This is a genomic window from Aeromonas sp. 102P (genome assembly GCF_051920345.1).
GTDB classification, from domain to species: domain Bacteria; phylum Pseudomonadota; class Gammaproteobacteria; order Enterobacterales; family Aeromonadaceae; genus Aeromonas; species Aeromonas veronii.
The window spans coordinates 60,001-79,698 of the sequence record NZ_JBQBCZ010000010.1; the positions used below are offsets into that span (position 1 = coordinate 60,001).

Consider the following 19,698-nt stretch of genomic DNA (forward strand, 5'->3'; position numbering starts at 1 on the left):
AGGGAAAGGCGAAAAGAACCCCTGTGAGGGGAGTGAAATAGAACCTGAAACCGTGTACGTACAAGCAGTGGGAGCCCTTCGGGGTGACTGCGTACCTTTTGTATAATGGGTCAGCGACTTACATTTTGTAGCGAGGTTAACCGTATAGGGGAGCCGTAGGGAAACCGAGTCTTAACTGGGCGTCTAGTTGCAAGGTGTAGACCCGAAACCGGGTGATTTAGCCATGGGCAGGTTGAAGGTTGAGTAACATCAACTGGAGGACCGAACCCACTAACGTTGCAAAGTTAGGGGATGACCTGTGGCTGGGGGTGAAAGGCCAATCAAACTCGGAGATAGCTGGTTCTCCCCGAAAGCTATTTAGGTAGCGCCTCGGACGAATACTACTGGGGGTAGAGCACTGTTTGGGCTAGGGGGTCATCCCGACTTACCAACCCCATGCAAACTCCGAATACCAGTAAGTACTATCCGGGAGACACACGGCGGGTGCTAACGTCCGTCGTGAAGAGGGAAACAACCCAGACCGCCGGCTAAGGTCCCAAAGTTCTGGTTAAGTGGGAAACGATGTGGGAAGGCTCAGACAGCTAGGATGTTGGCTTAGAAGCAGCCATCATTTAAAGAAAGCGTAATAGCTCACTAGTCGAGTCGGCCTGCGCGTAAGATGTAACGGGGCTCAAACTAGGCACCGAAGCCGCGGATTTGCACTTAGTGCAAGTGGTAGGGGAGCGTTCTGTAAGTCTGCGAAGGTGTATCGAGAGGTATGCTGGAGATATCAGAAGTGCGAATGCTGACGTAAGTAACGATAAAGGGGGTGAAAAGCCTCCTCGCCGGAAGACCAAGGGTTCCTGTCCAACGTTAATCGGGGCAGGGTGAGTCGACCCCTAAGGCGAGGCCGAAAGGCGTAGTCGATGGGAAGCAGGTTAATATTCCTGCACGACTTGTAATTGCGATGGGGGGACGGAGAAGGCTAGGTGGGCCAGGCGACGGTTGTCCTGGTGAAAGTGCGTAGGTGGTATCGGTAGGCAAATCCGCTGATACAACACTGAGACACGAGACGAACACACTACGGTGTGGAAGCCATTGATGCCCTGCTTCCAGGAAAAGCCTCTAAGCTTCAGATTACAAGTCATCGTACCCCAAACCGACACAGGTGGTCGGGTAGAGAATACCAAGGCGCTTGAGAGAACTCGGGTGAAGGAACTAGGCAAAATAGAACCGTAACTTCGGGAGAAGGTTCGCTCTTGATGGTGAAGTCCCTTGCGGATGGAGCTGTCGGGAGTCGCAGTGACCAGATGGCTGGGACTGTTTATCAAAAACACAGCACTCTGCAAACACGAAAGTGGACGTATAGGGTGTGACACCTGCCCGGTGCCGGAAGGTTAATTGATGGGGTTAGCGCAAGCGAAGCTCTTGATCGAAGCCCCGGTAAACGGCGGCCGTAACTATAACGGTCCTAAGGTAGCGAAATTCCTTGTCGGGTAAGTTCCGACCTGCACGAATGGTGTAACCATGGCCATGCTGTCTCCACCCGAGACTCAGTGAAATCGAATTCGCCGTGAAGATGCGGTGTACCCGCGGCTAGACGGAAAGACCCCGTGAACCTTTACTACAGCTTGGCACTGAACATTGAACCTACATGTGTAGGATAGGTGGGAGGCTTTGAAGGCGTGACGCCAGTTGCGCTGGAGCCGTCCTTGAAATACCACCCTTGTATGTTTGATGTTCTAACGCAGGGCCCTGAATCGGGCTCGCGGACAGTGCCTGGTGGGTAGTTTGACTGGGGCGGTCTCCTCCCAAAGAGTAACGGAGGAGCACGAAGGTTGGCTAATCCTGGTCGGACATCAGGAGGTTAGTGCAATGGCATAAGCCAGCTTAACTGCGAGACGGACAGGTCGAGCAGGTACGAAAGTAGGTCATAGTGATCCGGTGGTTCTGAATGGAAGGGCCATCGCTCAACGGATAAAAGGTACTCCGGGGATAACAGGCTGATACCGCCCAAGAGTTCATATCGACGGCGGTGTTTGGCACCTCGATGTCGGCTCATCACATCCTGGGGCTGAAGTCGGTCCCAAGGGTATGGCTGTTCGCCATTTAAAGTGGTACGCGAGCTGGGTTCAGAACGTCGTGAGACAGTTCGGTCCCTATCTGCCGTGGGCGTTGGATGATTGAAGGGAGTTGCTCCTAGTACGAGAGGACCGGAGTGAACGAACCTCTGGTGTTCGGGTTGTCACGCCAGTGGCACTGCCCGGTAGCTAAGTTCGGAATCGATAACCGCTGAAAGCATCTAAGCGGGAAGCGAGCCCTGAGATGAGTCATCCCTGACCCCTTGAGGGTCCTAAAGGGCCGTTGGAGACCACAACGTTGATAGGTGGGGTGTGTAAGCGCGGCGACGTGTTGAGCTAACCCATACTAATTACCCGTGAGGCTTAACCATACAACACCCAAGAAGTGTTCTAAGGCTTGTAGCAAATCGAAGAACTACTAATTCAGTGATAGTGACAAGCCAAGCGCAACATCACTACTCACGTCAGCTTTCTCAGATTGAAGATTTTGCCTGGCGGCCATAGCGCCGTGGAACCACCTGATCCCATGCCGAACTCAGAAGTGAAACGCGGTAGCGCCGATGGTAGTGTGGCATTCGCCATGCGAGAGTAGGACACTGCCAGGCACCCAATACAAGAAACCCCGCTCATCGAGCGGGGTTTTTTATTGCCTGCAATTTATTGAATCGTCTGATATTTGACCTGACTTATTCCTTTCTTCTGTTTTTATTGTTACTCGCTGTTGTCTTTCTGTTCAACGAATAGCCTGATGTTACGCTTTTACTCTTTCTTCATGTAAAGCCATTGCTCTGTATGGCAGGGCTGGCATCGCCATAACCCGTGAATCCCATGATCGCCTATACGTCATGCTCTCTAGCTTGGGGTCTAGGCTTCCTGAGTTAGCCGTCCCCTCTTTTTAAGCCGCGGCTCCATAGTCCCTGCTTTTCTATGACTGTGTTAACCGGCCCTGACTGTATTCCGAAGAGGGGTTATTGGCGGTACCAACATGCTGGAGCCGTGGTCGCTGCGTTGGGTCGTTGTTGTTTGGGGCAATAAGGAAATGGGAAGGGATGCTCGCAGGAACGCAGAGGTTAGATGTTGATAGGTGATCTTGTGGCAGCTGTTGAGCCCGCAGGTGAGAAGATCAAAAAAGGAGTTGAAGAAGACTAATGTGTTGAGATCTATGAGGAGTGGCAAATTGCAGGCAAACAAAAAGCCCACGCAACATGGTTGCATAGGCTCGGTATAAATGGCGGAGGAGGTGCCCGCCGCAACAAAGTCCAATCAACTCCACACCAATCCAATAAACCATTTATTATCAGCAAATTAGAGACAAACACTGTCCAGTCCATCCCAATCACATATTACCACTGCGCATGCCTGGTGGCATACTGTGTGGCATATTCAATTCTCAAGGAGGTTACCTGATGGCGATCCTCACCGATACCAAAGCTCGTAGCATCAAGCCGAAAGATAAACCCCTTGCTCACGGTGGGGTTACAGGCTTGACGCTACACCCTTCTACCGTCAAAGGTAGAGGTAAGTGGGTATTCCGCTATGTCAGCCCACTGACGAAGAAACGGCGTAATGCTGGCCTCGGGACTTACCCCGAGCTCTCCATCGCCGACGCAGCTCGAGACGCACAGGCAATGCGGGAACAGCTGGCGAATAATTTGGATCCGCTAGAGGTCCGGCGGCAGGAGCAGAACAAGCCGAAGATCCCGACCTTGGAAGCATCTGCCAGACTGGTTTACGAAAGCTTGTTACCAGGCTGGAAGAACCCCAAACACGGTAAACAATGGATTACCACATTGGAGCAATATGCCTTTCCTACAATTGGCTCTATCTCCATTGATACCATCACCCCAGCCCATATCGCTTCCGTTTTGCAACCGATATGGCTGACGATCCCGGAAACAGCAAGCCGTGTTAAGCAGCGGCTACACGCCGTTATGGCTTGGGCATGGGCTCATGGCTATACCTCTGCAAACCCTGTGGATGTGGTGAACCATTTACTACCGGCTCAGCCAAGCAAGTCAGTGCGAGTAGAGCATCAGCCTGCGATGCCCTGGCGTGATATCCCTGCATTTGTGCAAAAACACCTGAGAACAGCGCAACAATACGATGTAACCCGCTCAATGCTGGAGTACTTGATCCTGACAGCATGCCGCTCAGGTGAAGTCAGAGCCATGACGTGGTCAGAAGTAGACTTGGAAGCGAAGATCTGGACCCTACCAGCCGAGCGTATGAAAGCCAAGCAACAACATCGTGTTCCGTTATCTCTTCGTGCCGTCGAAATCCTGAAGGGGTTAAGGGGATTACATGACGAGTTGGTATTCCCTTCTCCCAGAGACCAGGTACCACTCTCAGACACAGTGCTGACGATGTTTCTGAGAAGAGCAAAAGCTGCGAGCTGTACTCCTAGCCGAATGGCAACTGCTCATGGCTTTCGTTCCAGCTTTCGAGACTGGTGCAGCGAGCAGGGCTATGCGCGGGAGCTCGCTGAACGAGCGTTAGCTCATACAGTTCAGAACAAGGTCGAAGCTGCATACCACCGTACTGACTTGCTGGATCAACGTCGGCCCATGATGGATGCCTGGGCTAAATTTGTGACTGATAATTTACCAACCGCATAAGAGGAAAGCGGCCATTTGGCCGCTTTCCTCTATGTTCTTTTTTTAGCTTTTCGTGACTGTTGATGTCATTTTGCCAAATCAGTGCTCCGACACCTTCTGGCCTGCTTTACTTCCGGCTTGTTCATTACCGCTTCCAGCTCGTCATGGGCCTTCACTGCTTCCGGCATCCCTCCTGTGGCAGCCAGTGAGAGCCAGGCATAGGTATGCACTCGGGTTACACGTACCAGTGGCCGCCCCTTATGGTGCCTCTGGTCACCGCGTTGCGGTGATGACAGCTTTATCCTTCTGCACCGGAGTTCTGCCCGCAAAGCCATGCTTATCTACGGCAAGATGCGCTGGCCGCAGAGCAACGGCTTTACATCGAACTTTGCTGGGTGAACACTTCCGTATCAAGGAGAGAACGACCTGGTATGAGTCGGCAGGGCAGAGCCATACAGACCTTGATAGCTACCTATAGCACTACAACACCCAGCGCCACATCAGGGTAGGATGATGGAGGGTCAAACCCCTACAGTATGTTCAAGAAGGGTCTGAAATTGATACCGAAGGAAGTACGCACTAAAGTAGCGTAAACAAGACACCGGTTTGAGGCCGGTGTCAGGTGATAACTAGATTGTACAGATCCTGTATCACCTAAAACAGTGTCTGGGATGATTAAACCACTACAGAAAGCTGTTAATATAAGCATGACTCAGCCTGGGATGAGCAGTGGTAAAGTTACGTTAATAAATAACTAGCGCTCCATAGATAAAACTATCCCATGGAGCACTGCTATGAATAAACCAATAGGTTTTCATTCTCAGTAAAATAGGCCTGCACAACTCATCGGTAAAAACAAAACTACATATGTATTTATACGACAAACAAACCTATCTATATCATTTATGGTTAGAGCTTACTTATCAAACAATTTAAATAAGCATTAAAAATATAAGTGCTAGTTATGGTGCATGCCTAATTTAACAACTAGCAATTAACATCAACCTAATTTTTAAAGAACAACTCAAAGTTATTATTCTCCGGGTTATTGAAAAAACTAGAAAAATCATAGTCTTTCAAATAAGAAATTGCATAGTTACGAATGGTTTCATCACGTAGGCTGATATCGTATACTTGATACCCAAATATTTTCCCATTCAGTGGATGATGATTATCTGAACCAGCAATCACAAGTGGATTGTTTGTTGCGATAACTGAGCCTAATGGCAATGCCTCATATATTTTAGTTGTAGTCATTTGTTCTCCATCAAAAAACATTCTCATTGTTCTTTCATGATCATCTACAGAACTCTTAATATAGACCGTAACTGTATGCTTTCCTACACCAAGAGGAGAAGGAAGTGTGGCTTTGACACCATAACGTTTGTTATCATCTGCTGTTCTAAATATAATATTTCCATTTTCAATAAAGAGCCCCCAACCTGGATCACGTGATAAGGCATTACCTTTACGAGCCAAGAACTGTGTCTTTTTGGCATCTGCGTCAGCACTTAATTCAAAGGTTATTGCGACTGTTATGTCATCGCCTTGAGGGTCTAGAGTTGATTGATGAGGCTCACTAATTAAATTTACACTAGGAATTTTTCCATCAGAATAATTTTGGCTAACAACTGTTGGAATATAGGCATCTTTTGAACCTGTAATCATCTCTAAGTTAGTCTCTAGATAATAAATTCCATCATGAGCTATACTTCCTTTTTCATATAAAATGCCAATCGAGTTGTTTCTATTTACAACCAAATCACTATATTGAGATGCCCCTGGTTCATACTGGAAAGCATGAGACCAACTTTTACCCTCATCATAACTTATCCTTAATGTCCCATTTTTACGAACTGACGTATTAGCAGGGTTAGAGAATAATAGACGAGAGACCCCAGTTTCATCTTTATCTGAAGAGTAACGCAATATTGAAGACTGAACTTTCGGTGAGATCAGTGTTGAATCATACCCAATATCTCGCCAGAAATTACTACTCCCTGTTTTTGGAATGTGATCATATTCTGTACCCATCCAATTTTCACCACCATCTTTACTGTATGTTACAGCACGAAATGCGCCAATCGAGCGATGGTTATTACGCATATTCATGTAGAGCCAACCATTGTCTAATTGCTCAGCCATGACTTCATTAGTATCAGGCCCAACAGTAGCATTCAATGAAAATAGATCATTTTTCGGATCTAATGTAATTGCATGTGAATAGTATCTTGAAATACCATCAGGAAGACCATGCTTGTATTCAGCATGATTTGCTGGAAAAAAAAGATTTCCATTTTTAAGCTTTAAAGCATGACCTGGAGTCATCGCGTACCACGACCAGAGTCCATCTTGATAGGTTTTTTTATCCGAATATGGGTGTACAGTTGCATCTATATTTTGTGGGGTAGCAGAATAATCAGTCCAACTTTCTCCATTATCTGAACTTCGAATATAATATACACTCGCTCGATAACGATTGTTATCTTGGTTAATAAGACTTTCACTTATAGCTGCCTCGCTATCCGGATTGTTAGCATCATAGTTTACATTATATACGAGATGGATACGCCCTTGGTCATCGACAACTGGGGCTGGATTTCTAGTTACTTTTCCACCATGATCCGCCACAATAGTGACAGGCCCCCAATTTCCAGAAAGATCTCTTTTACGCATAACAATATCTATATTTTTATCATGGTCAGAACAACTATTCTGACGAGCTTCCGAAAAGGCAAGTAGCTCACCATTATTGAGTTTTACAATTGCAGGTATTCTGTAACAGGCATAATTTGGTACATCGGCTTCAGAGTTGCTCATTCCATTTTTAAAAATCCATTCTCCTCTTTGCTCTGGATTTCCTATACCATTTGATGCAAGAGCACCGAAACTAATGCATCCAAGAGTGAGTAGGCATATTTTTTTATTCATTTGCTATCCTTAATGTAGGGTAGAGTAGATAGTGTATTTTTTCAAATAATTAAACGTCAGCTCACCAGGCAAGTAATAATTAGTGTCTGCGTGTTGATATGATATATAAGATTATGTTTTACAGGTGGCACTTAATTCCATGCCAACAGATGATTACTTTTATATAATTTAATGTAACGCACTTACTTTTTAATATAGTTTTTATGAATTTTAATGACTACTTTTTCTATAGGCGATATTTTATCGATAGTTAACATTGGACGATGCCATACACCAGGATAGAATATAACAAACTGTTTCTCATTAAGAGTGAGAAATTGCTCATCAACTAACTCTTCTACCAACTCACAATCATTATTAAATGCCGAGTTACTCATGAACGCTTCTGTTGCTGGTTTCACACAATAACCTAGAGTTTCTTTTCCAGAAAGTAATAGATGTATATCTATATAATCCCGATGAATCTCAGATTTGCTCCCAGTCATTTTTCGGCTTGTTGTTGAGACTCGATTAAGAAATAGGTCTTGTCCCTCTAATAGATGTTCTCCACTTGATAAATTTATAAGATCTATACTTATAACATCCTGAAGCACTGTCCTCAGGTGCGGTAAATTATCTAATCGATTGATATCTGAAATAATCATTTCACTTCCTTACCAGAACAGATCATGTTTTCCTTGCAAGCGAACAGCTGCCTCTAAATAAAAGTAATCACCATATGGAAGCATGGCTCGTATATCTCCACGCCTTACAAAATATGCGCCGTAATCTAATAACCCCTGCGCCGTGGGCTCATTTAACAATGAACATTTTTGTGTAAGTGAATTAAATAAATCTGTGGCGGCCTCGGTATATCTAGAACCGTGGATAGGGTCTAAGGCACCCAAAGCAGCTAAGCCCGCACATGTAATTGCACAAGCAGACGAATCAATTATTGTTCGCCCCTCAGTCGGGTCGAGATAGTCCCATGGACAGAGCCCATCATCATTCAAATGTTCTAGTGCGTAGTCGGCAAGAACACGAGCCGCATCCAAAAATAATTGTTCATGGGTATATCGATATATTTGTGACAATCCATGAATTGCCCACGCATGACCACGAGACCATGCCGAGTCATCACTATAGCCTTGCATAGTTTCGCCACATATAGGCGCTTGAGTCGCAGGATCAAATTTAAAAGTATGGAAAGTAGAACCATCATCTCTAATAAGATATCGCACAGCTGTTATAGAGTGAGCTCTTGCTACATTGTAAAAGCTTTTTATACCTGTTTCTTCTGCAGCCCAAAATAACAACGCCATATTTTCGAAACTATCAATTAACATCCGTCCAGCTGCAAGTTCATTTCGTCTTTCGAGATTATGTTTTGTAAGAGGCCATGCTTGAATGAATTCCCCTACCTGCTGAAACTGTGCTCTGAGTGCTTCAGCCGCGCGTAAGCCAAGCTCACGAGCTTCGGTATTACCCGTCAATTTGTAATCTGCAACAGCAGACAAACTAAACAAGAATCCTAAGTCATGATTTATTAGCTCAGGTTCATTTAATAAGTTCTTAAAGAATGGATAACGAGCACGAGCTTGGTTAGCGAATCTCTGCTCACCTGTCAGCATGTATGCAGCCCACAGCTCTCCTACATAGAAACCAGCCACCCAATACCCAGGCTCACAGAAGTTCCAAGTAAAATCGGGGTTACCTATCTTTGGATTATCGGTTCCGATATACTGAATATTTTCAGAGATCTTGTTGATGATACCTTTAATTATACATTTTTTCATTTATACATATCCTTAAACAAGACCAAATAGTTGCGGAAGCCACATACTGAGACTAGGAATAAAAGTCACCAGCATCAGAACCACAAAGAGTGCAACGAAATATGGGATAAGTTTTTTGATCACAGCTTCGACAGGAACGCCACCGACGGCTGAACCAGCAAACAATAAAGTGCCAACAGGAGGTGTTATAATGCCTATACTGAGGTTCAATACCATAATTACACCAAAATGGATTGGATCAATCCCCATAGCCTTTGCTACCGGTAACAAAATAGGTGTAAAAATAAGTACTGCTGGAGCTGCATCCATGAAAGTACCGATAAATAGCAGCATGATATTAATCAATAGTAGAACCAAAATTGGGTTTGGTATAGCACCCAAGAATTCACTAACCAGATCAGGAATACCAGTAAATGCAAAGGACCAGGACATAATACCGGAAGCTGCAATCATGAAAAGTACAGGTATAGAGCCACGGACTGTATCAATAACAACTTGCCAGTAATCCTGAATCGTATTGTTTCGGTAGCACAAGGCTAGAATTATGGAATAAAGCGATGCAACAGCACTTGCTTCAGTTGCAGTGAAAATTCCAGACAATATCCCCCCCATTACCACAATTACCATACTTAAGACTGGGATAGCTTCTAGAGTAATTCGTACAGCAGCTTTCCATCCAGGAAAATTGGTTACTGGGTAATTATTTTTTTTAGCGTAGTAGGTTGCAACCAACATACAGGCAATACCCATCAATATTCCAGGTAGATAGCCAGCCATGAACAGGGCTGATATAGAAGAACCTGAAACTAAAGATAGGATAATAAATAGGCCTGATGGTGGGATTAGCATACCTGTTGGTGCAGATGCTATATTTGTTGCTGCTGCAAATGCTGGGTCATATCCTTCTTTTCGCTGATAACTTCCAAGAGTGCTTCCCATTGCAGTTGCTGAGGCAATAGCCGACCCACTGATAGCACCAAAAATCATGTTCCCCAAGATGTTGGTCAGGGCTAGAGCCCCAGGAATGAAGCCAACTAACAGCTTGGAAAACTCGATCAGTTTGATTGCCACTCCAGAGCGGTTCATCAGATTCCCCGCAAAGATAAAAAATGGCAATGCAATAAGCGCGAAGCTATCCAGCCCTGCAAATATTTTTTGGCTGGCGATAAAAATAGAGCTGTCAAGTGGAATAAATGGCATAATAGATACTAATGCCGCTAAAACCATAACGATTGCAATCGGTGTTCCAGAGATCAATAGAACAAAGAAGACCCCTAAGAGCATCAGAATTGCTTGTTGAGCGATATCCATCAGCATTCTACCTTTTTAAAAATCGTTTCGATAACTTTTAATATAATAATAACTGCACTCATTACACCTGAAATAACAAACACCATATAGATCATCCCAATGGACAGTTCTAATATTGGTGATGTCTGCCCCATGTTATTTTTCGCTGTGATATAACCACCGACAACAAAAATACCGATATTGAAAGCTAGAGTAACGACAAGGGTAAAAAGCTTAGTAATTTTTTCCTTAATTCCTGTTAGAGAGTTACTAACAAGTGTCATACCAAAATGTAGATCATTCAGAGTTGCATAACTGGAACCCAAAATAACAAGCCAAATGATGGAAAAACGTAATATTTCTTCAGTAAATGAACTCGGGTCATTAAGAATGAATCTGGAAAAAATTTGCCAGATAGTCATACAGAGCATGATGATGAATATTGAACCCAGCATCACTTCCATAATTTTATTAATAATTTTCTTCATGATTTATCTCAATTGAAATGGGCTCATGAATGAGCCCATTACTCATTCATTATGACTTTTCTTGCTGAACCAACTCGATCATTTCTTTAGCGCCTGGGTTATCTTTAATTACCTCTTCATAAAGAGGCTGGACTTTTTCCTTGAACAACGCTTTATCAACTTGATTGAATGTTACCCTGCCTTCTGATTGTTTCACTGATTCATCAATAGCGGCCTTTGCCAAACCGATTTCATAAACGGTCGCTTCTTTACCGGCCTTTTTAAGAATATTAATTTGTTCTGGAGTCAGCTTGGACATAGCCACTTTACTAATCAAAATGAACTCAGGGTAATTAAAGTGTTCATCAAAGGAGTAGTATTTTGCAACTTCACCATGGCGGTGCTCGATCAGAGATTGAGGAGCATTCTCTGCACCATCAATAACACCTTGATCCATCGCAGTGAATACATCACCCATAGGAAGTGGAGTCGGAGCTCCTCCCATTAGCTTGACAGTTTTCATTGCCATCTTAGAATTCATAACACGGATCTTCATACCTTTGAGATCATCAGGGGTATTTATCGGTTTGTTTTTGGTATAGAAGGAGCGTGGGCCAATCACCATGTAGTTAATTGGATAGATACCATCTTTTTCCAGATTCGCGAATAGCAACTCACCCGCTTTACCATCCATTGAACGGATTAGGTGATCGGTGGTTTCAAACATATAGGGTAAAGTGATAGCTTGAACAGCTGGGGTGAAACTGTCTAAAGTAGCAGCACCAACACGGGCCATGTCTAAGGCCCCCTGATTAAGCTGTTCAACGTTTTCGCGCTCGGAACCCAAAATCCCATTTGCGAAAATTTTTACTTCTATTTCTCCATTAGAGTATTCTTTGACCTTTTTAGCGAAGAAGGCCACCCCCTCTGAGTTTGGTAACCCACTTGGCATTGTATCAGCCAGACGCAGGGTAAGGGCGTTAGCACCAATGGAAGTCAGAGCAGCTAATGCAGCAGCGATAATAGATATTTTTTTCATTACAGGATACCTTTTATTTCTGGCAATATTGCAGCACCAATGACTCCGCTGCTGTCACCATTTTTTGCTTGGACTATAGAAACTATTACTCCCTTTCTAAAGGTGTAATAACCTATACGCTTATTAAGTATCGGATAGATACTTTCCTGATTTGACATTCCCCCACCCAATACCACAATTTCTGGGTCAATTATATTTACGAGAGAGGCAATAACTCGGGCAAGCTGATCACAGTACAACTCAACATGAGTTATTGCACAATAATCTCCTTGTTCCGCTCTTTCGAAAATTTCTTTTGACTTTATTGCGGGGTATTTTTGTGACCAGGTTCTTTCAAAACCAGTCCCGGAACAGAATGACTCAATACAATTCATCGAGCCACAATAACATTTCACTGGAGGACCATCAATGTCCGGACTAAACCCAGGTAGTGGATTATGGCCGATCTCTCCACCTAAGCCATTGATACCTTCTATTACTGTGTCGTTGACAATTATTCCACCACCGACCCCAGTCCCTATGATAACAGCGAGGCAGGATGCTACGGCTTCCTTCGCTGCTCCAGAGCTGTACTCAGAAATAGCAAGGCAATTTGCATCATTGGAAACAGCCACTGGAACAGAATACTCCTTTTGGAGATCCTTAAGGAACGGATTGCCGTTTAAATAACCAATGTTAGCACCTTGTATCAACCCCGTACGGGAGTCCACTGAACCACAGCAACCGACCCCGATAGACTTTATTTTCTGAAGTTGGCTAAGTTCATTAATTACTTCTTGAACTTGGCATAGAAAATCTTGATAACCAGTTTTTGGTGTATCAACACGTAGACGACGAAGGATTTCAAGCTCGGGGTTCATCAGAACCCCTTCAATCTTGGTGCCACCGATGTCCAAACCGATTAACATAGGCCTGCCTCGAGCAGTGCATCCAACTTGGACTTATTCTTACTTGAGATTGCGTTAATTGGGCGACGACAAACATCACTTTTGAGAACACCTTTGGCCTTCAGGACATACTTCAGACCAGGGATAACGCCAGCCTCCACTAGAGCATCAATAACTACGTTGGCTTCACGTTGCAGACGCTGCGCTTTTTCAACATCACCACACCGGATGGCGGTATTGATAGCCGCGATGCGGTCGGCCTGAATGTTGTAGGTTGAGCCAATACCACCTTGTGCACCAGCAACCAGACCAGAGGCAAGAATCTCATCAAATCCATTAAAAACTACGTGCTCAGGTTTGGCACGAGTGATCTGCTCCATCTGATAGAGATTCGCGCTGGTTTGTTTGAGTGCTATGACGCCGTCGATCTCCAACAGTTCTGCAATCTGAGCGGTAGACAGGTTGGAACCGGAGAACCCGGGGAAATTGTAAACGACCATGGGTTTTCCGGCTGCATGAATTAAATCGGAGTAATGGCGCTTTAGCTCCTGGAAACCGACAGGGTAGTAGAACGGAGTCACAGCACTAATAGCTTGGTATGGCAGGTCGCCTGCAGCACGAGCAATAGTTTCGCTTTTACGGGTACTGATGTCGCCAACGTGGGCTATCAAAGTCAAACGCTCGGATGCTAACTCAGCAACCATGCGCAGCAGATCGACCCGTTCTTCAGTGGAGCACAGGAAGGCCTCAGCCGTGGAACCACCGACATAAAGGCCATCAAGAGCGCTAGTATTGTTATATTCGATGAGACTAGCCAAATCCTCAAAACTAATGGTTTCATCTGCCATGAAAGGGGTTAATGTTGCAGCATATAGGCCACGTAGATCTACGTTCATCGTTGTTCCTTGCTCTTTAAGTTAGATTGCGACAAAGGTGTGTAACTAGTATGCTGTTATACCAGCAAGGGGTTCTGTGAAGACGCTCACAGAACCACCAGAACGCATCATTCCAACAACTGCAACCCCCAATAATCGGGAGATTAATTGTATGAATTTTGATGTACATCACATACAACCGCTGAAAAAACAGAAGCTTTCTGATCATGTATGTGAAGAATTGGAACGGTTGATTGCGAATGGGTCTCTACAAGAAGGTGACTATTTCCCATCCGAACGCGAATTAATGGAAATGTTCCAAGTAGGTCGACCATCTGTACGAGAAGCCCTTCAAAAACTCCAACAGAAAGGTTTGGCTGAAATAAATAGTGGTGAAAAAGCAAAGGTATCAACACCTGGCATTCATACATTTACTGGACACCTATCAGGAATTGCATTATCACTTCTTTCTCAAGATGATGAACGTCAACAATTTGAACGTATTCGCCAACTATTTGAAATCGCCATTGTCAGAGAGGCTGCTATTAATATTTCTGACGCTGAACTTAAGCAGCTGCATATTATACTAAAAAAAACTAAAGCTGAGATAAATGACCCTGTTCTATTTGCAAAAAACGACGTGAATTTCCACTCAGCAATTATTGATTGCCTGAAAGCCCCGATTATTTCTTCCATGTATGAAAGTTTCATTAACTGGCTTATTAAAGCTCGTAGCAAATTATCGTCATCGGAGTTAAGAGAACAAAGTTATGAGCATCATTACCGTATTGTTAATGCCTTGGCGCAACATAACCCTGATTTAGCAGAAAGTGAAATGCGTGCTCATCTCAGTTATGTAGATGCTCAAGTAAAGAGGCTTAATATTTAGGAGTATGATGGTTTCCCGACCCAGCGCAGTCTTAGATTGGCTGGGTTTAACTTGGGAGATATGTTGTCAGTAGTTTGCTTGCCAATAGTGTACTATTACAAAGGCCAGAATATGCGTTTGATAGTGTAGCTGTTCGTCTTCGAGAAGAGCCAAATCCTAACCTAGAACTAATAACTGTACATGCAACCATTGAGATGGGATGCAAGGAAGAGGTAATGGCAATATTGGATGCGGCATTACCGAGTTCGCCTCTTGAATCGCCGCAGTTCCCTAGAAACCTCACAGCCTTAAAATGAGACAACAATTGGAGGTGTTATGACCCCTCAGCGTTATTCAGAAACATTCAAGATAGAAGCGGTTACTCAGTTCATTATGCTCAAGAACATCAGCCCAATCTGACCCATGCTGGGATTGGCGAACATGATGCCTTTGCGTTGACCTGACCATTTGGATGCAAGAATCCAAAACATTAGGTCTGGTCGTGAGAGATGATGATGCGCCACAGGGGCTCAATCCAATTAGAGGCAGCTTCTGCCATATGACAGATTATTGCTGAATATTTAGCATTCGCTAGCGATGAGAGTAGTCATGAATTGAGCAACTGAATCAGAAAATAAATAGGCCACACCCTATCGGTATGGCCTCGTTTATTTTAGATGAGGAAGTCAGGTGAGGGCCCGATCATAAACTTGGCGCTTACTTCTTAGTCTCCACTCCAGATCATATATGGTTCGATCCAAGAGGTCCGATTGAGCGCGATGGTGTGAGCTGTATTCGGTAATGATTTTACTATTTTATCTTAAATTTTTATGGGCGATCTACAAGCGCTTGCTGAACTCCTTCATCGGGACAGGTCGCCCATAGAAATATCCTTGCAGGTAGTCAACATTGCGCACTTTCAGATAATCCGCTTGAGCCTGATTTTCGACCCCCTCTGCCACCAGTTGTAAGTCCAGCCTGCTCGCTAGATCAATCACGTTTTCAACAATGTGGCTAGAGAGTGCATCAGTGCTTATCATGCCGACAAAACTCTGATCAATCTTGAGTACATCAACCTGGAACTGCTGCAGATAGGTGAGGCTGGAGTGACCGGTACCAAAGTCGTCGATGGCGATCATCACTCCCAACTGGTGAAGTTCGGCAAACAGTTTGTCGGTTACCTCATCCGCTACAATCAGATCCCGCTCAGTCAGCTCCAGCACTAACTTGATGGGGTTATCCTTGAATGCGTGGATAAAAGCCCGACAATCGGCCACCAGACTGAGATCCTTACAGTGACTGGCGCAAATATTGAAACTGAAATGAAATCCAACAGGTAGTTTACTGACTTGGGGGAAAAATAGTCACGTACCTGGGCCATCAACTGCCTGGTCATAGGCACAATCAGGCCGCTGTCTTCTGCCAACGAAATGAAACGATCCGGTGAGATCATCCCCTGCCTTGGGTGCTGCCAGCGCATTAACACCTCACAGCCATGCAACCGCTCATCATCACCGGTCATCACAGGTTGCAGGTATGGAATAAATTCCTGCTGCGCCAGAGCCCGTTTCAACTCTTCTGCGGGGGTATTGCTGCGACCCATCAGCCAGAAGGTGCCAAATCCAACCAAGAATGCCAACAATGGGAAAAGGAGGAGTACCGTGAATGGGAAAAGGAGGAGTACCGTGCTGAATTTACTAAGCCAATTTTTGCATTACAGCGTGGAGCAAGGCGGCAATTTTCATACGCCTCACCATGGCATCGCACGCAGCTCATCCCTTAGCCCCTTATTGGCCGCCTTTCACCTCTATCACGTCGACTGTTATTTCGCGCAAAACAGCCAGTGTCATTACATTCGGTACATGGATGATTTCATTATCCTGACCAGAACCCGGTGGCACTTAAAGCGCGCAGTCAAACAACTCAATGGCTTCTTGGCAGCGCTTGGCTTTAGCCAACACCCAAATAAAACCTTTATTGGCCACATCGCCAAAGGATTTGACTGGATGGGCTTTTGGTTTACCCAGCAAGGCTGCCAAAGCGTTGCGCCCAGAGCGCAACACAACCATCACAGGAAACTCAATCGGCTTTTAGAGCAAGTACGAAAATTGCCCGCCAAACAGCGGGCAATTCGTACGATGAGTTACCTCACCCGATGGTATCATTGGCAAGACACCTTTTTTGACGCACTTACTTCATGGTCACAGTTACCGGCAGGGACGCAGTCCAAGATTCCGGCAGCTCAGCCTGAGCAAAGGTAAGTTTGAAGTGGGTCAGCTCGGTGGCAACGGCCGCGGAGATATCTTCGCGGGTTGGGAGGATACGTCCGCGATCACCTCATATGGGGATGAGCCGGTTGATACGTTGAGTTCGACGCCGGGGTGTTTTTGCTGTACCGCGGCTAAGTCGGTGAGATTTTTGGCGGTGATCGACTCGCGGGATGTGGAGTCGTACCGCTGGGATAACAGTGGACGGCCACTCACGTCGGGGATATAGGAGGCGGTTGCTGCGCCTAGATGAAATATCATGGACAACTGCCCTTGGGTGTCTGAGCCGGAACTCTTGGTTTTTCCGTTTGCATCAATGGTGATCGACATAGCCGGGGTTGCCCAGTCGACTACGTTACCGGCGACAGTGATTTCAGGGGTAACGCCCACTTGACCGTGACTCAGCAGAGGGGTTAGACGACCTTGCAGAAAGGGGAGTGGGCCGCGTGCTGCGAGGTCCCACACCAATTTCTCATCATCGTCTTTGCTGCGATAAGCTTCTTTGACATCCACGTCGAAATCTTTCTTCGCTTTTTCTTGGGAGTCCGTCGGGATTTGCCATTCCCATGCTGGGGTTTTGTCCACAATGACGCCAGCGAAATCCAGCTTGCCATCAAAGGGACCTTCCTTCCATCCTTCATCAGCGTGAGCAACGCCCGCAAACAGCACCTGCGATACCATGGCGACGATAAGTGTCTTTTTCACTAGAAATACCTCTGGTTTTCTGGTTTTATATAATTACCGCGTTTAAACAAGGCTTAACTTGAGTGCCCTTCTGAGTGCCCTTCGATGTCGATATTGAAATTACCCCTATACCCCTAAACTGCCTTGGTAATTCAATAAACACTGACCCGATAGCGCGATTGCTACGCAGCCCCAGCATGCTGGCACCCCCGGTGGGCTCCCGTCGTATACCTTGCCCAATAAATATCGCAGAAGCACACCCAGACAGCCCGTTATTAACTATTATTTCCCACCTAATCACATAATGGTTTGATAAAAATCGTGCAAAAACAGTACGTTAGACCTGCCCCACAAAAAACAGGGCTTGCGAAAACGCAAGCCCCGCCCCTCCCATAAACCCACTTTCACGCCACCACAAACTCAGGTACAGCCTTATTTACGCCAATAGTCGCTCTCATTTGGCCCGAGCCAATACGGCATCACCATACCACCACGCGCAGCTGCCGATACCTTGTATTGCGGAAGTAACATCATTGACGCGATATAAACAAAATCCCCCCACCAAGCCTTCTGTATCCTGGTTCCCATATTCTCGCCATCCGAATTTTGATAGCACCCCAAATATCCATAGATATCTTTATTGAAGAACAACACCAGATGATAGTGTGCATACTTGCTGGTATCACGCTCTCGGACCCAGATATACAATGGATAGTCTGGTTTACCAGACTTTCCTTTACGTTGTAAGTCTGCCTTAATGCGGCTGTTCAGTGCAGCTATAAAGCGGGTGATCACCTTTTGATCATTACGCTGAAAGCACAGTGGCATATCACATCGCTCGTCAATTGCATCATTCGCACAACGAAGGTCAACGCGCAAAGCGAATACTCGCCCAAATGTGGCAATGGCCGATTGAACCACATCCAGGCTCTTTTTGAGGTGGCGGGAAGATATCCCACCATAACAGCGCTGCGCTTCTGCTAGCAGGTTATTAAATTCCAACTTAAGCAGGTTGTTGTAATTTGGACATTCGACTAAACCTCCTAATGGCATAGACTACCCCATGCCATTATTTAGTCATGTATTACCAATATGCCAATTTAAATGGATATGGTAATTCGGTTGTTTTTGTGTTGTGAGAGACGTTTCTCGGTGTATGGCTTGTGTTTGGATGCACTTGTAATTTGGTATATTTTTGGTGTTTCTGATTTTGTTTATTTGGGGTATAACATATACCGAATTTAACGCCATCTATATTCCGAGAGGTTTCTCACAACTTTCTCGTTAAAGTGCCCGAGAATACCGTCGACTTTTCTCATGTGGTCACTCTGAAGTTAGATTACCAACCGGCGTTGATATGGTTGGATATATGTAATGTAGCGTTTATTTTTCCCCTTTCCCTTTTCGCTGAATATCTCAACAGCTCCGCGCAAAACAAGCGTATTTAATGCCCGATCAAGTTTTGCTGTATTGCGGATGCAATTTGGACACTGTTGGCGAACGTCATTTTTCTGGAAGACACCGTTCACGCTGCGGTGCAGGTTCTCGCCCAGCCAGCGATCAAGTTCATTCACCTGGTGTATGTCATCCGGTACTGAACGCGCTTTAAACTGTTGGATGAAATGCTGGAAATACCACTCAACGATCAGGATTGCGGCATGCATGGTTACGTCAGAGATCACCTGACCGCTCGCCGTAAAGGTGTGCAAGACTGCGGCTATCCGCGAGACATGCTCCATGAATTTCGAGGCAAAGTCCCGGAACTCGCGCCATACGCCCATGACACCAATCTTACCTTCGATGAGGTTCGCCATCTCGAACCATTTGGCACGCGCTTCTGGTGAAAGCGTCAAACATACCCGCGGCTTCCCGGCCTCGCGGCGTGACCGTGCACAATCAAGCAATTTCTCAACCTTCAGATGGAAGTTACTCAGATAAAGCGCATGGTATTGGGCACCAAC

At 45.4% G+C, this 19,698-nt stretch carries 14 protein-coding genes, 2 rRNA genes and 3 pseudogenes (1 of these 19 only partly in view); 6 read left to right on the forward strand and 13 right to left on the reverse strand.

From position 1 onward, the window contains the following. From ACTG1K_RS24220 to ACTG1K_RS24230, 3 genes are all read left to right on the forward strand, one after another. A 23S ribosomal RNA gene (locus tag ACTG1K_RS24220) occupies positions 1-2,431 on the forward strand; it begins 458 nt to the left of the window's first position. A gap of 119 nt (positions 2,432-2,550) precedes the next feature. Further along, a 5S ribosomal RNA gene (gene rrf, locus ACTG1K_RS24225) occupies positions 2,551-2,665 on the forward strand. An 801-nt stretch (positions 2,666-3,466) separates the two neighbouring features. Further along, positions 3,467-4,675 carry a tyrosine-type recombinase/integrase gene (locus ACTG1K_RS24230; RefSeq protein ID WP_440004672.1) on the forward strand — a complete coding sequence of 403 codons (1,209 nt, stop codon included), beginning with the start codon at positions 3,467-3,469 and terminating at the stop codon, positions 4,673-4,675. 221 nt (positions 4,676-4,896) lie between these two features. Here the strand turns inward: ACTG1K_RS24230 and ACTG1K_RS24235 are convergent. Next, positions 4,897-5,017, reverse strand: a pseudogene (locus tag ACTG1K_RS24235) (IS5-like element ISAs34 family transposase); the annotation flags it as partial. Here ACTG1K_RS24235 and ACTG1K_RS24240 point away from each other — a divergent pair. Then, positions 5,003-5,247 (forward strand): annotated as a pseudogene (locus tag ACTG1K_RS24240) (IS481 family transposase); the annotation flags it as partial. The pseudogenes ACTG1K_RS24235 and ACTG1K_RS24240 overlap by 15 nt on opposite strands. Before the next feature lie 412 nt (positions 5,248-5,659). Here the strand turns inward: ACTG1K_RS24240 and ACTG1K_RS24245 are convergent. The 8 genes from ACTG1K_RS24245 to ACTG1K_RS24280 all read right to left on the reverse strand — a co-directional run bounded on the left by ACTG1K_RS24245 (position 5,660) and on the right by ACTG1K_RS24280 (position 13,939). Further along, complete coding sequence (locus tag ACTG1K_RS24245; protein WP_440004671.1) at positions 5,660-7,585, reverse strand: exo-alpha-sialidase; 1,926 nt, start codon at positions 7,583-7,585, stop codon at positions 5,660-5,662. A gap of 182 nt (positions 7,586-7,767) precedes the next feature. After that, positions 7,768-8,229: a YhcH/YjgK/YiaL family protein gene (locus ACTG1K_RS24250; RefSeq protein ID WP_425854221.1), complete on the reverse strand. Its 462-nt coding sequence runs from the start codon at positions 8,227-8,229 to the stop codon at positions 7,768-7,770. 9 nt (positions 8,230-8,238) lie between these two features. After that, complete coding sequence (locus ACTG1K_RS24255) at positions 8,239-9,360, reverse strand: hypothetical protein (RefSeq protein WP_440004670.1); 1,122 nt, start codon at positions 9,358-9,360, stop codon at positions 8,239-8,241. 12 nt (positions 9,361-9,372) lie between these two features. Then, the gene (locus ACTG1K_RS24260; RefSeq protein WP_163148816.1) at positions 9,373-10,671 is read right to left on the reverse strand and encodes a TRAP transporter large permease; all 1,299 of its coding nucleotides are present in this window, start codon (positions 10,669-10,671) and stop codon (positions 9,373-9,375) included. After that, positions 10,671-11,138, reverse strand: a complete 468-nt coding sequence (locus ACTG1K_RS24265) for a TRAP transporter small permease (protein ID WP_440006772.1) — start codon at positions 11,136-11,138, stop codon at positions 10,671-10,673. Before ACTG1K_RS24265 ends, ACTG1K_RS24260 begins: the two co-directional genes overlap by 1 nt. A gap of 49 nt (positions 11,139-11,187) precedes the next feature. Next, positions 11,188-12,156, reverse strand: a complete 969-nt coding sequence (locus ACTG1K_RS24270) for a TRAP transporter substrate-binding protein (protein ID WP_163148814.1) — start codon at positions 12,154-12,156, stop codon at positions 11,188-11,190. Beyond that, positions 12,156-13,064 (reverse strand): ROK family protein, encoded by a 909-nt coding sequence (locus tag ACTG1K_RS24275; RefSeq protein ID WP_163148813.1) that lies wholly within the window; start codon positions 13,062-13,064, stop codon positions 12,156-12,158. The genes ACTG1K_RS24270 and ACTG1K_RS24275 overlap by 1 nt, the downstream gene beginning before the upstream one ends. Then, complete coding sequence (locus ACTG1K_RS24280; protein ID WP_440006768.1) at positions 13,058-13,939, reverse strand: N-acetylneuraminate lyase; 882 nt, start codon at positions 13,937-13,939, stop codon at positions 13,058-13,060. The genes ACTG1K_RS24275 and ACTG1K_RS24280 overlap by 7 nt, the downstream gene beginning before the upstream one ends. A gap of 151 nt (positions 13,940-14,090) precedes the next feature. On the opposite strand from ACTG1K_RS24280, the gene ACTG1K_RS24285 reads away from it, so the two are divergent. Further along, positions 14,091-14,807 (forward strand): FCD domain-containing protein, encoded by a 717-nt coding sequence (locus tag ACTG1K_RS24285; protein WP_163148811.1) that lies wholly within the window; start codon positions 14,091-14,093, stop codon positions 14,805-14,807. A gap of 818 nt (positions 14,808-15,625) precedes the next feature. Here ACTG1K_RS24285 and ACTG1K_RS24290 read toward each other — a convergent pair. Next, positions 15,626-16,443: pseudogene (locus ACTG1K_RS24290) on the reverse strand (EAL domain-containing protein); the annotation flags it as partial. Between the two features lie 28 nt (positions 16,444-16,471). On the opposite strand from ACTG1K_RS24290, the gene ACTG1K_RS24295 reads away from it, so the two are divergent. Further along, the gene (locus ACTG1K_RS24295) at positions 16,472-17,047 is read left to right on the forward strand and encodes a reverse transcriptase domain-containing protein (RefSeq protein WP_440006911.1); all 576 of its coding nucleotides are present in this window, start codon (positions 16,472-16,474) and stop codon (positions 17,045-17,047) included. 12 nt (positions 17,048-17,059) lie between these two features. Here ACTG1K_RS24295 and ACTG1K_RS24300 read toward each other — a convergent pair whose 3' ends face one another. From ACTG1K_RS24300 to ACTG1K_RS24310, 3 genes are all read right to left on the reverse strand, one after another. Next, positions 17,060-17,758, reverse strand: a complete 699-nt coding sequence (locus tag ACTG1K_RS24300; RefSeq protein ID WP_440006913.1) for a hypothetical protein — start codon at positions 17,756-17,758, stop codon at positions 17,060-17,062. Positions 17,759-18,169: 411 nt separating this feature from the next. Beyond that, positions 18,170-18,790 carry a YagK/YfjJ domain-containing protein gene (locus tag ACTG1K_RS24305; protein ID WP_440006915.1) on the reverse strand — a complete coding sequence of 207 codons (621 nt, stop codon included), beginning with the start codon at positions 18,788-18,790 and terminating at the stop codon, positions 18,170-18,172. A 281-nt stretch (positions 18,791-19,071) separates the two neighbouring features. Beyond that, on the reverse strand, positions 19,072-19,698 hold a 627-nt coding region (locus ACTG1K_RS24310; protein WP_440006917.1), incomplete at its 5' end, for a DUF3987 domain-containing protein.

Bases quoted from the DNA above. Each gene is read 5' to 3' on its own strand.
- ACTG1K_RS24230 (WP_440004672.1), top strand. From the start codon at position 3,467: ATGGCGATCCTCACCGATACCAAAGCTCGTAGCATCAAGCCGAAAGAT.
- ACTG1K_RS24245 (WP_440004671.1), bottom strand. From the start codon at position 7,585: ATGAATAAAAAAATATGCCTACTCACTCTTGGATGCATTAGTTTCGGT.
- ACTG1K_RS24250 (WP_425854221.1), bottom strand. From the start codon at position 8,229: ATGATTATTTCAGATATCAATCGATTAGATAATTTACCGCACCTGAGG.
- ACTG1K_RS24255 (WP_440004670.1), bottom strand. From the start codon at position 9,360: ATGAAAAAATGTATAATTAAAGGTATCATCAACAAGATCTCTGAAAAT.
- ACTG1K_RS24260 (WP_163148816.1), bottom strand. From the start codon at position 10,671: ATGGATATCGCTCAACAAGCAATTCTGATGCTCTTAGGGGTCTTCTTT.
- ACTG1K_RS24265 (WP_440006772.1), bottom strand. From the start codon at position 11,138: ATGAAGAAAATTATTAATAAAATTATGGAAGTGATGCTGGGTTCAATA.
- ACTG1K_RS24270 (WP_163148814.1), bottom strand. From the start codon at position 12,156: ATGAAAAAAATATCTATTATCGCTGCTGCATTAGCTGCTCTGACTTCC.
- ACTG1K_RS24275 (WP_163148813.1), bottom strand. From the start codon at position 13,064: ATGTTAATCGGTTTGGACATCGGTGGCACCAAGATTGAAGGGGTTCTG.
- ACTG1K_RS24280 (WP_440006768.1), bottom strand. From the start codon at position 13,939: ATGAACGTAGATCTACGTGGCCTATATGCTGCAACATTAACCCCTTTC.
- ACTG1K_RS24285 (WP_163148811.1), top strand. From the start codon at position 14,091: ATGAATTTTGATGTACATCACATACAACCGCTGAAAAAACAGAAGCTT.
- ACTG1K_RS24305 (WP_440006915.1), bottom strand. From the start codon at position 18,790: ATGCCATTAGGAGGTTTAGTCGAATGTCCAAATTACAACAACCTGCTT.